The following is a 14,884-nucleotide window of genomic DNA, read 5'->3' as shown; positions in this document are numbered from 1 at the left end:
TTCGGTCGTATTCCTTATAGCTATAAATATTCATGCTTCCACAGAAATATAACAATATGATAAAACTAATTTTTTATCTAGTTGAATTGCTAAAAAAACAGGTCTTTTTACTACTTTAATCAAACTAGTTTTCCTAACCGAAAAACAGATTATCTACATAGTATATATTAAATTAACAAAATAATCTTTAGTTACTACATAGTCAAAATTATTTGGAAGGCAGATCGCTAAATTCGCTCAAAATCAATTACAGAACTTAGTAACTTGATTAATGTAATTATAATTTTAATAGACTACTTTAATTATTATGAAAAAAACTACACTGTCTGTGATTGCCAAACAGGCAAATTTATCGATTGCGTCGGTATCTAGGGTGCTTAAAAAACCTCATTTAACCTCTGTTACAACGCAATCTAAAGTTTACCGAGCGATTGAAGAGTTAAAGATTGATATAAGTTGTAATTTAAAGCCTCATAGCCATTTTGATAAATCTAATCGCATTTTAGTTTTGGATAATCAATTTACACCATATACATTAATTAACTATGGACTGGAGCAGACGTTAAGACAAGCAGGTTTTACAGTATTTTATTTTCGCTTTCCATGCCAATCTAAAACTGATATTCATCATTTAATTCAATTTATTAACCAAAACACCTTTGCCGGAATTTTAGTGATTAATGATGCACCTTACTTAAGTGAGCTTGAACAATTTAAAAAAGCATTGCCACCAATTGTTTTAATAAATCATTTTTCGCGTAATTTTACCTGTGTTTATTTTGATCATTTGATGATCGGTTACCAAATAACGCAATATTTATTAGAAAACGCACATCAAAAAATCGCAATTTTGATGAATGATAACAATAAAATTTGTTCCACACTTTTTTTGCAAGGGTATCAACAAGCGTTACTCAGAGCAAATATAGAATTTAATCCTCACTATCTTGTTGAGCGTTGCATTAGTTATGAACATGGCAGAGCTGCCGTAAAAAAACTAATCAATAGCAATAATCCACCTTCAGCGATTATTTGTGGTGATAATAGTAGTTTGAGCTATCCAGAAAAGAATTATCATAATTTGCAATGTCATCTTTCCGATTATCATGTTGTTTTAGGTGCATTACATCAAGCTCATGAAAGTCAAGCTCAGCTAGTTCGTCCGCTTACTATAACCTATGTGGGCCATGCAAGTGCAAGGCAATATAACGAATTAGATAAATTAAGTCGAATAAATAAACCATTGTATAAAATGGGCCAAGATTCCGCTAATTTGCTTTGTCAACATATTGATAATGCTATAAAAAACGTTAAAAGCTATCACATTATAGAAGCAGAACCTCGTTTTTATTAATGATTAACATCCATTTTAACTTTACCCGATATTACGAGCAATAAATAGCATAAATTATCTAGGCAACGATGTTCTATAATCAAACTGATATCAGGCGTTTTGGTGATAGTTGATTAAATTTTTGTATACCAATACCGATAAACTGTTGATCTTGATAAATTCGAACTAATGTTTCGCTCGATACTGATGTATCAAGTACAATATTTCGGCCTAACAATATGTCTTTTCCTTGAATATGAGTTAAAGTAATTTTTGGATAATCTTGCACAGGACTATCCACTGGCATAAGTAAAGCTTGTTTATCGGTAATGTGTTGTAATTCATCCAAGCTGATCATTTTATCAATCGGATAATTTGATACTTGCAAACGTCTTAAATAAATAACATGCGCGCCACAGCCAAGTAGTTCACCCAAATCATCAATAATGGTTCGAATATAAGTGCCCTTCGAGCAATGTATTTCTAATGTTAATTGGTTATCATCTGGATTAAATTGAATAAATTGATTTTGGTAGACAGTAATAGGCCTTGCTTCACGTTCAATCACAATACCTTGACGGGCATACTCATATAGGGGTTTACCTTGATATTTTAATGCTGAAAACATGGTCGGTACTTGTAAAATATCGCCACGAAAATGCGTTAATGCTTCATCAATTTGTGATTGAGAAATATTAACAACTTTAGAACAAATAATTTGACCATCTGCATCTGAAGTATCAGTTCGTTCGCCTAACTGGGCAACCACGCGATAGCGTTTGTCTGAATCTAACAGGTATTGCGAAAATTTGGTCGCCTCACCAAAACAAATTGGTAACATGCCTGTTGCTAAAGGATCGAGTGCACCTGTGTGCCCTGCTTTTTTTGCATTGAACAGCCTTTTTACTTTTTGAAGTGCATCATTAGAAGTCATACCTTGCGGTTTATCTAACAATAAAACGCCGTGAATGTCACGGCGAATTTTTTTTGTATTCATCATTGGTGCTTTATATTCAAGGTTTAAGTTTTTTTAATAATTATTTGCTAAGTATAATTTTAACTTTTTAGTTAATCTTTATGCCGTTCATTGTCTTGTCTAATCACATCAGACACTAAATTAGACATTTGCATTCCTTTAACCAGTGACTCATCATAAAAGAATTTGATTTCAGGAATAATGCGTAAACGCATCGCTTTACCAATTAAGGTTCGGATATATCCTTTTGCATCATTAAGCACAGTTAGTCCCTGCTCAATAACTTGTGGATCATCATCATTAAGAAAAGTTACAAATACTTTGGCATAGGAAAGATCGCGCGAAATATCTACGCCAGAAACAGTGACCATTCCTAATCGTGGATCTTTGATTTCTCGTTGTAAGATGATCGCAATCTCTTTTTGTAATTCATGCCCAACTCGTGATGAGCGGCTAAATGTTTTTGCCATATCTATTTTCCTTAAAATATGAATAAGCAAGGCTTAAACCTTGCTTATAACATGTTTGGTAATGATTAAATGGTACGCTTGATTTCGATAGTTTCGAACACTTCGATGCTGTCACCAACACGAACATCATTGTAGTTACGTACACCAATACCACATTCCATACCATTACGTACTTCATTAACATCATCTTTGAAGCGTCGTAGGGATTCAAGTTCACCTTCATAGATAACAACGTTATCACGAAGTACCCGAATTGGATTATGGCGTTTGACCACACCTTCTGTCACCATACAACCAGCAATCGCACCAAATTTTGGTGATTTAAATACATCACGCACTTCAGCAAGACCAATAATTTCTTGTTTGTATTCTGGTGCAAGCATACCGCTCATGGCTTGTTTAACTTCGTCAATTAAGTCATAAATAACAGAATAGTAACGAAGATCTAAGTTTTCAGACTCAATAACCTTACGTGCCGATGCATCAGCACGAACATTAAAGCCTAAAATTATCGCATTTGAAGCCGCTGCTAATGAAGCATCAGTTTCGGTAATTCCACCAACACCTGAACCAATAATTTTCACTTTCACTTCATCAGTTGAAAGTTTAAGCAATGAATCACAGATCGCCTCAACCGAACCTTGAACGTCAGCTTTTAACACGATGTTAAGTTCAGATACATCCCCCTCAGTCATGTTGGTAAACATGTTTTCAAGTTTCGCTTTTTGTTGACGCGCAAGTTTCACATCACGGAATTTACCTTGTCGATAGAGCGCAACTTCACGCGCTTTCTTTTCATCACGAACAACAGTGGCTTCATCACCTGCTGACGGTACGCCAGAAAGACCTAAAATTTCAACCGGAATTGAAGGGCCCGCTTCGGTAACTTCTTTACCTAATTCGTTGCGCATTGCACGAATACGACCATATTCAAAACCACACAGAACGATATCGCCTTTTCGTAAAGTACCTGATTGAACTAGCACTGTTGCAACTGAACCACGACCTTTATCTAAGAATGATTCAATTACCACTCCGCTCGCCATACCAGATTCATACGCAGTAAGCTCAAGGACTTCGGCTTGTAATAAGATTGCTTCAAGTAATTGGTCGATGCCGGTGCCTGCTTTAGCCGAAACATGAACAAACTGAGTATCACCACCCCAATCTTCTGACATAACGCCATATTGGGCCAGTTCACCTTTAACGCGCTCAGGATCGGCTTCTGGTTTGTCGATTTTATTCACTGCAACAACGATTGGTACATTTGCCGCTTTCGCATGTTGAATAGCTTCAATAGTTTGTGGCATCACACCATCATCAGCCGCTACAACTAATACCACGATATCGGTTGCTTTAGCACCACGCGCACGCATTGAGGTAAATGCAGCATGGCCTGGTGTATCTAAAAAGGTGATTTCGCCATTTGGTGTTTTTACATGGTAGGCACCGATGTGCTGCGTAATACCACCGGCTTCACCCGATGCCACTTTCGCTTTACGGATGTAGTCAAGTAATGAAGTTTTACCATGATCAACATGCCCCATGATAGTGACGACAGGCGCTCGAGCAACTTTTTCAGCACCGGTATCACGGTCGCTCATGAGCGATTCTTCAAGTTCGTTTTCACGACGAAGTACCACTTTGTGTCCCATTTCTTCGGCAACAAGTTGTGCCGTTTCCTGATCGATAACCTGATTAATGGTTGCCATCGCCCCCATCTTCATCATAGTTTTGATAACTTCAGAACCTTTAACAGCCATTTTATTAGCAAGTTCAGCAACAGTTATCGTTTCACCAATGACTACATCACGGTTAACGGCTTGAACAGGTTTAGTAAAGCTTTGTTGCAATGCACTTTTACCTTTCTTTTTGTGACCACTACGCGTAACTGCACGGGCTTCTTCTCGTTCAGCTTTACCTTCAGATAATTTACTAGCTTTTTTCTGTTTAGTTTGTTTACCGCCACGACCTCGGCCTCGACCACCTTCGACTTCTCGGTCGGTATCATCTTCAGCAGCGCGTGCATATTTAGATGTGGTGACATGATAATCATCATCTTCACTATTGTCGTTATCATCAGTATCACTATATTGCTCGGCTAGTTTGCGAGCTTCTTCGGCCATACGTTTAGCGTCTTCTTCTAATTTTCGACGATTTTCTTCTTCAGCTTTACGTTTTATTTCGTTGGCCTCTGCTTCTAAACGCGCTTTTTCTTCTTGTGCTTTTTTTACTTTAGGATCCGTTGTCGGCTCTTGCACAGGTTTAGCGGCTTGCTGTTTAGCTTTCTCTTCTTGAGCACGTTTTTTAGCCTCTTCTTCGCGTTTTTTAGCTTCTTGCTCTGCAGCTTCTGCAGCTAACTTCGCTTTCTCTTCAGCTTCTTTACGTGCTTGTAATTCTGCTAATTCTGCTTCTTGTTTAGCTTTTTCAGCTTCTAGACGTGCTTTTTCTTGCTCGGCAGCAATTTCAGCCGGATCGCGTTTTACAAAAGTACGTTTTTTACGGACTTCGACTTTAATTTCTTTGCTTTTGCCACCCGCACTTGACACATTCAACGTTGAATGAGTTTTACGTTGTAGTGTTAATTTTGTTGGACCTTGCTGAGGATTTAAATGCGCAAGCAAAGCTTCTTTTTCCTTTTGTGTAACAGTGTCAGACGCGGTTTTTTTCATCCCAGCATCGGCAAACTGTTGCAAAAGTGTTTGCACTGGAGTATTTATCTCTTGAGCCAGTGTTTCGATTGATACTTTGGTCATGTATTACTTTCCCTCAATTATTCATTTGCAAACCAACAAATATTACGTGCAGCCATAATAAAATCGCCAGCTTGTTTACTTGTTAAACCTTCAATATCCACGAGATCATCGGTACCTTGTTCTGCTAAATCTTCCAAAGTAATAACGTCATGTTGGGCTAATTGGTAGGCTAATTCTTGTGTCATACCCGGTAAATCTAATAAATCTTGCGCCGGTCTTTTATCGCCACTATGAGCAAGCGCTAAGGTTGTTAAAGCATCTTTTGCGCGATTTCTTAATGCTTCAACCAGTTCTTCATCAAGCTCTTCAATTTCAAGTAATTCATCAACCGGTACATAAGCAAGTTCTTCTAGCGAAGTAAAACCTTCTTCAACTAATAGTTGTGCCAGATCTTCTTCAATGTCTAAATGCTTCATTAAGTTACTGATTGCAGCAAATGATTCGGCATGATGTTTTTCTTGTAAATCTTCGGTACTCATTACATTTAACGTCCAACCCGTAAGTTGTGATGCTAAACGGATATTTTGCCCATTTCGACCAATAGCCTGTGGTAAAGTATCAGCATTAACAGCCACATCCATTGTATGTTTATCTTCATCAACAACAATTGACACAACATCAGCAGGTGCCATGGCATTAATCACGTACTGTGCAGGATTATCATCCCACAATACGATATCAATACGTTCACCACCAAATTCATTCGAAACAGCTTGGACTCGAGCGCCTCGCATACCAACACATGCACCAACTGGATCGATACGACGGTCGTTACTGCTAACAGCAATTTTAGCGCGAGAACCCGGATCACGAGCAACACCTTTAATGTCGATCATCTCTTCACCAATTTCAGGGACTTCAATACGGAATAGCTCTTCCATCATCTCTGGGTTAGACCGGCTAATGCATAACTGCGCAGGTTTATTGTCTTGTTCAACCAAATATAAAATACCGCGTACACGATCGCCAATACGGAAGTTTTCGCGTGGCAGCATATCATGACGTGACATCATTGCATCGGCATTATTACCTAAATCTAAAATCACGCTATCGCGATTGGTTTTTTTGACGATACCCGTTACGATTTCACCAATTCGGTTTCTAAACATGTCAATGACCATTGCACGCTCAGCTTCGCGTACTTTTTGTACAATAACTTGTTTCGCCGTTTGTGTTGTAATTCGGTCAAAAGCAACAGATTCAATTTGTTCTTGAACATAGTCACCAATTTTTAATGTTGGATCTTCATATTGCGCTGCTTCTAGGGTTATTTCTTTAGTTGGTTGTGTAACTTCATTGACCACCAACCAACGGCGAAATGTATCATAATCGCCAGTTTTATGATCAATTTTTACCACAACATCAATATCAACATTATGTTTCTTTTTAGTGGCTGTTGCTAATGCGGTTTCTAACGCTTCAAAAATTTTGTCACGCGTTAGTGCTTTTTCATTTGATACTGCTTCAACAACAGCTAAAATTTCTTTATTCATCCTTTACACCCGTACTCTATTTAAGGTTAAAATTAGGTACTATATTTGCTTTTTGAATATTGCTAAAAGCAAACACTTCATCGTTATTATCCACCGTTAGTGTAATCATCTCATTATCAATGGATTTTATCTGTCCTTTCCATTTGCGACGATTAGCAACAGGAATACGCAGACTAATTGTGACTTCTTCACCAACAAAACGTTGATAGTGTTCTAACGTAAACAGTGGCCTGTCCATACCTGGTGATGAAACTTCAAGGTTATAAGCATCTTTGATAGGATCTTCCACATCAAGCACAGCGCTAATTTGTCGGCTAACATCAGCACAATCATCAACAGTTATACCGTTTTCACTATCTATATAAACTCGTAACACTGGGTAACGGCCACGAATGTATTCAACGCCAACTAACTCAAAACCAAGGGCATTCACAGGTTCTTGTATGATATCCGTCAATTGCTGTTCTATATTAGCCAAACAAACCTCCACTGCAAAAAATAAAAAAAGGGCATATAGCCCAACATTCCTTTTAAACTTACGCTTAAATCAAAACACGAAAAAAAACCTCGACATGCGAGGCTACATTTAAAACTAACTATAATGAAGCCACTTGATTCGAACTTTCACGCAATAAAAAGGGTAAATTGATTTATGAATGAAAATCTAAGTGGTTGCGGGGGCTGGATTTGAACCAACGACCTTCGGGTTATGAGCCCGACGAGCTACCAAGCTGCTCCACCCCGCGATAGATGGTTGAAGATTATACCTTATTTTAAATAAAGTGCAACGTGTAATAATGTTAATTTTAGCAAATATAGCTGAAGTAATTGATTAATCTAACAGAATAAATTTCAGTCTTTTTTACAAAACAAATGTAAAATAAGTAAGCAAAATGGCATAACCAAATCTATAAAAAAATAAAATATTCCGCTGAATTCTCAGCGGAAAAAAATTATTTAGACGTCGCTAATTTCATCTTTTTAACAAACTCGGTCATTTCATTGAGCATTTTTTCAGGTTCATCTAAATTTTTCTCGATAATTTTGACTGTCGCAGATCCGGCGATCGCACCAGCTGCTCCTGATTTAATTGCTTCACTCACTTGTGAGGGTTCTGAGATACCAAATCCTTGAATCGCTGGCGGCGCGCCGTACTGAGTCAATTTTTGGATTAAATGCGTTAAAGGTTTATTGGCGCGATTTTCAGTACCGGTTACACCAGCACGTGACACAAGATAGGTGTAACCTTTACCCAATTCAGCTATTTTTTTAATAACTTCGTCATCAGCATTTGGTGGGCAAATAAAGATTGGCGCAATCTTATATTTTTCTGCATGTTTGGTAAATTCTTGTGCATACTCAACCGGTAAATCAGCAATTAATACTGAATCTACGCCTGCTTTTGCACATTTCGCATAGAAGTTATCAATACCATTTTTAAAAACTAAATTAGCATAGATGAGTAAGCCAATAGGAATATCAGTATGATAGCTTCTGATTTGAGTTAATATTTCAAAACATTTTTCAACACTAATACCACCTTTAAAAGCGCGAATATTCGCATTTTGAATGGTTGGTCCATCGGCCATAGGGTCAGAAAACGGAATACCCAGCTCTAATGCATCCGCACCAGCATCAATTAAAGTTTGTATTATTTGTAAAGAGAGTTCTGGATTAGGATCCCCAACAGGAACAAAAGGAACAAATGCGCCCCGCTTTTCTTGATTTAATTTATCAAATAATTTTTGATAACGGTTCATTCAATTTCTCCTTTTGCTTTTAAAATATCATAAACAGTAAAGATATCTTTATCTCCGCGGCCCGATAGATTGACAATCAACAGCTGTTCTTTATTAGGATTTTCTTTGATCATCTTTAGTGCATAAGCTAAAGCATGCGATGATTCTAACGCAGGAATAATACCCTCATGACGCGACAACGCTTTAAAGGCATCTAACGCTTCATCATCGGTAATCGAAACATATTGCGCACGGCCGATACTATCTAAATAAGCATGTTGAGGTCCAACAGATGGAAAATCAAGGCCCGCTGATATCGAATACGACTCTTCAATTTGCCCTTCATCAGTTTGCATCATTGGCGATTTCATACCAAAGTAGATACCCAATTTACCATGTTTTAATGATGCACCATGTTCACCGCTTTCAATGCCGTGTCCACCCGGTTCAACACCAATTAAGCGTACTGATTTTTCTTCAATAAAATTCGCAAACATCCCAATTGCATTAGATCCACCGCCAACACAAGCAATCACGGCATCAGGCAAACGTCCTTCTTTTTCTAATATTTGCTGTTTGGCTTCGCGGCTAATCATCTGCTGAAATTCACATACAATAGTCGGGAAAGGATGTGGACCTGCTGCGGTACCTAGCATATAGTGAGCTTTTTCATAACTTCCTGACCAGTCACGCAGTGCCTCGTTACAAGCATCTTTTAAAGTAGCTGAACCTGTTTCAACTGGAATCACAGTCGCCCCCATTAAACGCATTCTAAACACATTAGGCGCTTGCCGTTTAACATCTTTTGCGCCCATATAAATACGGCATTTTAAGCCAAGTAACGCACAGGCCAGTGCTGATGCAACGCCATGCTGCCCTGCACCGGTTTCGGCAATAATTTCGGTTTTTCCCATACGTTTGGCAAGTAACGCTTGCCCTAATACTTGATTGGTCTTGTGCGCACCGCCATGTACAAGATCTTCACGTTTTAAATAGAGTTTAGTTTTAGTGCCTGCTGTTAAGTTTTTACATAAAGTAAGCGCAGTAGGTCGACCGGCATAATTGACTAATAAATCATTAAACTCTTTTTGAAAACTTGGATCATGAATCGCTGATAAAAAAGCATCCTCAAGTTGCTCAAGCACAGGCATCAATATTTGAGGGACATACTGCCCACCAAACTCACCAAAATAAGGATTTAATTTTGACATAACTATTCCTTTTAACATTAATTAAATTTGTTCAAATACAGCTTGAATTTTGTGTTTATCTTTAATACCCGGCGAAATTTCGACACCAGAATTTAAATCCACCCCAATCACATTTGTAGCTAAAGCATTTTTTATATTTTGCGGATTAATGCCGCCGGCTAAAATCACATTAGTTAAATCTTGCCCAGCTAGTAGTGACCAATCAAAGCTTTTACCCGTTCCTCCGGCGCCATGATCAAATATATAACGACTGACTAACGGATTATTGTGTTCGGGGATGGTATTGCTGATACTTAATGCTTTCCAAATCTGACAATTTTTAGGTAATTTTTCACGTAATAATTGGATATATTGGTTATCTTCATCACCATGCAATTGAACAGCATAAAGTGAAAGTTGTTCAGCTATTTGACAAATTTGATCTATCGTTTCATTTTTAAACACACCTACCCAATTTAGCGGCGCAGCTGAAATGACTATTCGGGCATTTATTGGCGAGATATAACGAGGTGATTTTGGTGCAAATATTAATCCACCATATACCGCACCGGCTTGGTAAGCTGCTATCGCATCTTCAGCGCGAGTTAAACCACAAACTTTATTTTCACCCAGCATGACTTTACGAATCGCTAAGGTTAAATTAGGTTCTGACATCAGCGCGCTACCAATTAAAAAACCTTTAGCAAACTGACTTAATTCTTTAACTTGATTATGTGTGTAAATCCCCGATTCGCTGATAATAATGCGATCATCAGGAATCGTTTTCGATAGATTTTTAACGCGATTTAAATCGACACTCAAATCACGCAAATTACGATTATTAATGCCTATCACTTTAGCACCAAGTGCAATTGCTCGTTCCACTTCGGCTTGCGTGCTTGCTTCGGTTAATATGCCCATATTGAGTTGATGAGCGATACGGCTTAAGTGACGATACTCATCGTCATTGACGACTGATAGCATTAATAAAATGGCATCGGCCTGATAATAACGCGCTAAGTAAATTTGATATTCATCAATAATAAAGTCTTTGCAAAGAACAGGCTGAGTTACCTCATTACGTACGATAGGCAAAAACTCAAAACGTCCTTGAAAGTATTTTTCGTCGGTCAACACCGAAATAGCCGAAGCATAATCTTTATACACTTTGGCAATAGTTGCAGGATCAAAATCATCCCGAATTAACCCTTTTGACGGTGAGGCTTTTTTACATTCTAAAATAAATGCTGTTTTAGTTTGATTCAATGATTGATAAAAATCACGATCACTAGGCTTCACATCCATTTTAAATGTTTCAAGCGGTTTTGATGCTTGCTGTGAGACTAACCAACTTTGTTTATCTTCGATGATTTTTTTCAATACGGTTGCCATTTCAACATTTTCCGTTAATGCTGCAATTGCCATATTTTTCTCCACTGTTATCTTGCCGCTAATTGCTGTAATAGTTGATAAGCTTTACCACTACGCATCATTTCAATCGCTTGTTTAGCATTTTGTTTTAAATCGGACTGACCAAACAAACTCATTAACATCGCAACGTTAGCGGCGATCGCTGCTTCATGAGCCGGTTTGCCATGTCCTTGTAAAATCGCAATTAACATATCACGATTCATCTCTGGCGTGCCACCTTCAATATCTTTTAATGTATATTGCTGTAAGCCAAAATCTTGCGGTGTTAACGTAAAGTAACGAATTTTGCCATTATGCACTTCAGCCACTTGCGTTTCACCATGAATCGCAACTTCATCCATTCCTGAACCATGTACCACATAGGCATGGGTATAACCTAACATAGTTAACGTTTCAGCAATCGGTTTGATTAAATCTGGGTGATATACCCCTAATAAAATTCGTTTAGGACGAGACGGATTAATGAGCGGCCCTAGTACATTAAAAATTGTTCGAGTCTTCAATTGCTGACGAACCGGCGCGGCATGACGAAAACCTGAATGATATTGCTGAGCAAATAAAAAACATACACCAAGCTCATCCAACGCCTTACGCGAATCTTCGGCCGGCATATTTAATTTAATGCCTAAAGCAGACAACACGTCTGATGAACCTGATTTACTCGACACCCCACGGTTACCATGTTTAGCCACCTTATAACCTAACGCAGCAGCCACAAAGGCACTGGCGGTTGAAATATTAATACTGTTGGTGCCATCACCACCTGTTCCGACAATGTCGGTAAACGCATAATCTGGAATAGCAAAACTATCGGCATTTTCAAGCAGTGCTTGCGCGGCTCCTGCGATTTCATCTGGCTTTTCACCGCGAACTTTCATACTAATTATTGCTGTTGCCAATACCGTCGGTTCGATTTTACCTTGAATAATTAAGTTGAACAGTATTTTACTTTCTTGTTGGCTTAATACCTGTCCTAAATATAACTTATTGAGAATAGGTTGAATATTATACTCTTGCTTATCAATAATGGCTTCTTGTTTTGGTTGCGCTGTTTTTTGTGATGGATTAAGCGCCCACTCAATGGTTTGCTCAAGCAGTTTTACGCCTTGAATAGTTAAAATTGATTCGGGATGAAACTGAAAACCACACACCCGATCCTCATCATTACGCACCGCCATCACAATATTGTTACACAAGGCATTAATGGTTAGAGTTTTAGGAATATTTTCGCCTTTTAATGAATGATACCGCGCGACCGGTAATGGATTAGGTAAGCCTTTAAACATGGCTTGTTCATCGTGTTCAATAAGTGAAGCTTTGCCATGTAAAATATCACCCGCCGGTACAATGCTTCCACCATAAGACTCAACAATCGCCTGATGACCAAGGCAGATACCTATAATCGGTAATTTACCTTTTAGGCGTTTAAGTAATTCTGGCATACAACCTGCTTCACTTGGTGCGCCGGGTCCTGGCGATAACATCAAAATAGGATTTTGCATTTGTGAGAGTTTTTCAACTATCACATCAGCCGGGATCGTATTACGGTAAATCGTCACATGATGTTGGCTATTACGTAGTTGATCGACGAGGTTATAAGTAAAAGAATCAATATTATCAATAAATAAAATATTAGCCATTAGAATACACCTTCTACATTATGTGCTGCCATAATTGCTCTAACCACAGCGCGGGCTTTATTACGTGATTCGTCGGATTCAAATTGTGGTTCAGAATCTAAAACCACGCCACCGCCAGCTTGAACAGTCGCTATGCCGTTTTCAACATAAGCACTACGAATCACAATACACGTATCAAGGTCACCATTGGCAGTAAAATACCCTACTGCCCCACCATAGCTACCCCGTTTAACTTTTTCTGATTCGGCAATCAATTGCATTGCACGAATTTTGGGCGCACCGGTTAATGTCCCCATATTCATGGTCGCTTGATAAGCATGAAGTGCATCTAAATCTTCACGTAATTGACCAATGACTTTAGACACCAAATGCATCACAAACGAGTAGCGATCAACTTTGAGTAAATCTTTAGTATAACGTGTACCCGGCTGACAAATACGTGCTAAATCATTGCGTGCTAAATCGACTAACATTAAATGTTCTGCCAGTTCTTTCTTGTCGGTACGCATATCTAACTCTAAACGACTATCTAAATCATAATCAATGTCGCCATTAGCAGTTAAGCCTCGAGGACGCGTTCCGGCAATAGGGTAGATTTCAACTTGATTGGTGGCTTTACTATATTTAAGTGCGCTTTCTGGTGAAGCACCAAATAACACAAAATCCTTATCTTGCATATAAAACATATAAGGGCTTGGGTTATTAGTTTTAAGAAGTTGATAGGCAGACAAAGGCTTAGGACAAGGCAATGTAAAACGACGAGATGGCACTGCTTGAAATATTTCGCCTTGTTGAATCGCATCTTGCATCTTTTTAACTATGGTATTAAAGTCATCATCACTTTTATTACAATCAACCGTAATATTGGCAAGGGATTGAGTAGGAATTGGCTTTATCGGTTGGTTTAACAAAGTTTGCAGCTCATCAATACGTTTGGCTAAACGTTCCACTTCGTTGGGATCAGCCGTGAAAGCGGTCGCTTTTAATATTGAAACGTGATTTTGATGATTAATTTCTAATAACGTTTCGGCTAAATAAAAACAAAAATCTTGGCAGCGCATATCAGTAGGGAGTTTAGGTAAATATTCAAAACCAGCCACCAAATCATAACTAAATAACCCGCCAACAAAAATCGCATCATGGCTTGCTTGTTTCGAATAATTCACAAGACTAAGTAGCGTTCTTAACGCATCAAAAACGGATAGCGATTTTAATCGAGAATCCTCATCTTGCATGGCATCAACTTGAGGAAACACCAATGTCAACTTTGACGTTTCAACTTCAACTTTCACAGTACTTGCTGAAAATGCATCGGCAAGTAAAGGTAACAACGTTTGCCCATTTGAAGTTAAGGCTTCAAATATCACCAGCTGATCGATTGCCGAAATGCGTAACGCACTATCCACAATCATCACACTTTTTATGCCTTGCTTGTTATCGATTTCGGCTGATTCAAGCAGCAATGTAGCTGGCCTGTCATGACATAATTGATAAAATACCTGAGTCGGATCTTGATAATAACCAATGGTTTTGGTTATCTGCGTTAATGTTGGCTTATTCATTGTTGACTCTCTATTTTTAAATTTTTATTTAAACTATGCATTTAATTATGAAAAACTAAAAACCCGCGCTAAGCGGGTTTTATAAACAAAGACAATGCTTTATCAAATCACCCGCCCAAAGTGATACGCCACCAACCAAAATTAGCGAATTTGCAAGCAATCAAATAACAGTATTGTGATTTCATGATTATTATTAATGTAAAATGAATGTTGTACTATTAAACTAGTTCATTGATGCAATGTCAAGTGAATATTTTGTGTGCAGAAATAAAATTTATTTTAGTATATCAATAG

General features: G+C 38.1%; 11 protein-coding genes and 1 tRNA gene. 1 reads left to right on the top strand and 11 read right to left on the bottom strand.

The annotated features are described in order from the left end of the window. The first annotated feature begins 307 nt into the window (after positions 1–307). A complete protein-coding gene (locus J3U56_RS01880; RefSeq protein ID WP_267333385.1) occupies positions 308–1,354 on the top strand; it encodes a LacI family DNA-binding transcriptional regulator in 1,047 nt (348 codons plus the stop codon). A gap of 79 nt (positions 1,355–1,433) precedes the next feature. On the opposite strand, the gene truB is transcribed toward J3U56_RS01880, so the two are convergent. The 11 genes from truB to J3U56_RS01825 all read right to left on the bottom strand — a co-directional run bounded on the left by truB (position 1,434) and on the right by J3U56_RS01825 (position 14,590). Further along, positions 1,434–2,333, bottom strand: coding sequence for a tRNA pseudouridine(55) synthase TruB (gene truB, locus J3U56_RS01875; protein ID WP_416380243.1), 900 nt, complete (start codon positions 2,331–2,333; stop codon positions 1,434–1,436). A 68-nt stretch (positions 2,334–2,401) separates the two neighbouring features. Beyond that, positions 2,402–2,779, bottom strand: coding sequence for a 30S ribosome-binding factor RbfA (gene rbfA / locus J3U56_RS01870; protein ID WP_065798776.1), 378 nt, complete (start codon positions 2,777–2,779; stop codon positions 2,402–2,404). 65 nt (positions 2,780–2,844) lie between these two features. Continuing rightward, positions 2,845–5,535 carry a translation initiation factor IF-2 gene (gene infB, locus J3U56_RS01865; RefSeq protein WP_267348700.1) on the bottom strand — a complete coding sequence of 897 codons (2,691 nt, stop codon included), beginning with the start codon at positions 5,533–5,535 and terminating at the stop codon, positions 2,845–2,847. Between the two features lie 17 nt (positions 5,536–5,552). Further along, positions 5,553–7,028, bottom strand: a complete 1,476-nt coding sequence (gene nusA, locus J3U56_RS01860) for a transcription termination factor NusA (RefSeq protein WP_065798778.1) — start codon at positions 7,026–7,028, stop codon at positions 5,553–5,555. A gap of 16 nt (positions 7,029–7,044) precedes the next feature. Then, complete coding sequence (gene rimP / locus J3U56_RS01855) at positions 7,045–7,506, bottom strand: ribosome maturation factor RimP (RefSeq protein ID WP_065633366.1); 462 nt, start codon at positions 7,504–7,506, stop codon at positions 7,045–7,047. A gap of 191 nt (positions 7,507–7,697) precedes the next feature. Next, a tRNA-Met gene (locus J3U56_RS01850) sits at positions 7,698–7,774 on the bottom strand. 207 nt (positions 7,775–7,981) lie between these two features. Continuing rightward, entirely contained in the window at positions 7,982–8,788 is an 807-nt protein-coding gene (gene trpA / locus J3U56_RS01845) for a tryptophan synthase subunit alpha (protein ID WP_267348702.1), read from the bottom strand. After that, the gene (trpB, locus tag J3U56_RS01840; protein ID WP_267366468.1) at positions 8,785–9,978 is read right to left on the bottom strand and encodes a tryptophan synthase subunit beta; all 1,194 of its coding nucleotides are present in this window, start codon (positions 9,976–9,978) and stop codon (positions 8,785–8,787) included. Before trpB ends, trpA begins: the two co-directional genes overlap by 4 nt. A gap of 21 nt (positions 9,979–9,999) precedes the next feature. Beyond that, complete coding sequence (gene trpCF, locus J3U56_RS01835; protein WP_324101456.1) at positions 10,000–11,382, bottom strand: bifunctional indole-3-glycerol-phosphate synthase TrpC/phosphoribosylanthranilate isomerase TrpF; 1,383 nt, start codon at positions 11,380–11,382, stop codon at positions 10,000–10,002. 14 nt (positions 11,383–11,396) lie between these two features. After that, positions 11,397–13,028, bottom strand: a complete 1,632-nt coding sequence (gene trpD, locus J3U56_RS01830; protein WP_267333381.1) for a bifunctional anthranilate synthase glutamate amidotransferase component TrpG/anthranilate phosphoribosyltransferase TrpD — start codon at positions 13,026–13,028, stop codon at positions 11,397–11,399. Beyond that, positions 13,028–14,590 (bottom strand): anthranilate synthase component 1, encoded by a 1,563-nt coding sequence (locus J3U56_RS01825; protein WP_267366466.1) that lies wholly within the window; start codon positions 14,588–14,590, stop codon positions 13,028–13,030. Before J3U56_RS01825 ends, trpD begins: the two co-directional genes overlap by 1 nt. Positions 14,591–14,884 lie beyond the last annotated feature (294 nt).

Source organism: Gilliamella sp. B2824, assembly GCF_026536245.1.
Lineage (GTDB): Bacteria > Pseudomonadota > Gammaproteobacteria > Enterobacterales > Orbaceae > Gilliamella.
Note: the sequence above shows the minus strand (reverse complement) of the source record. Positions and strands in the feature narration are given on the sequence as shown.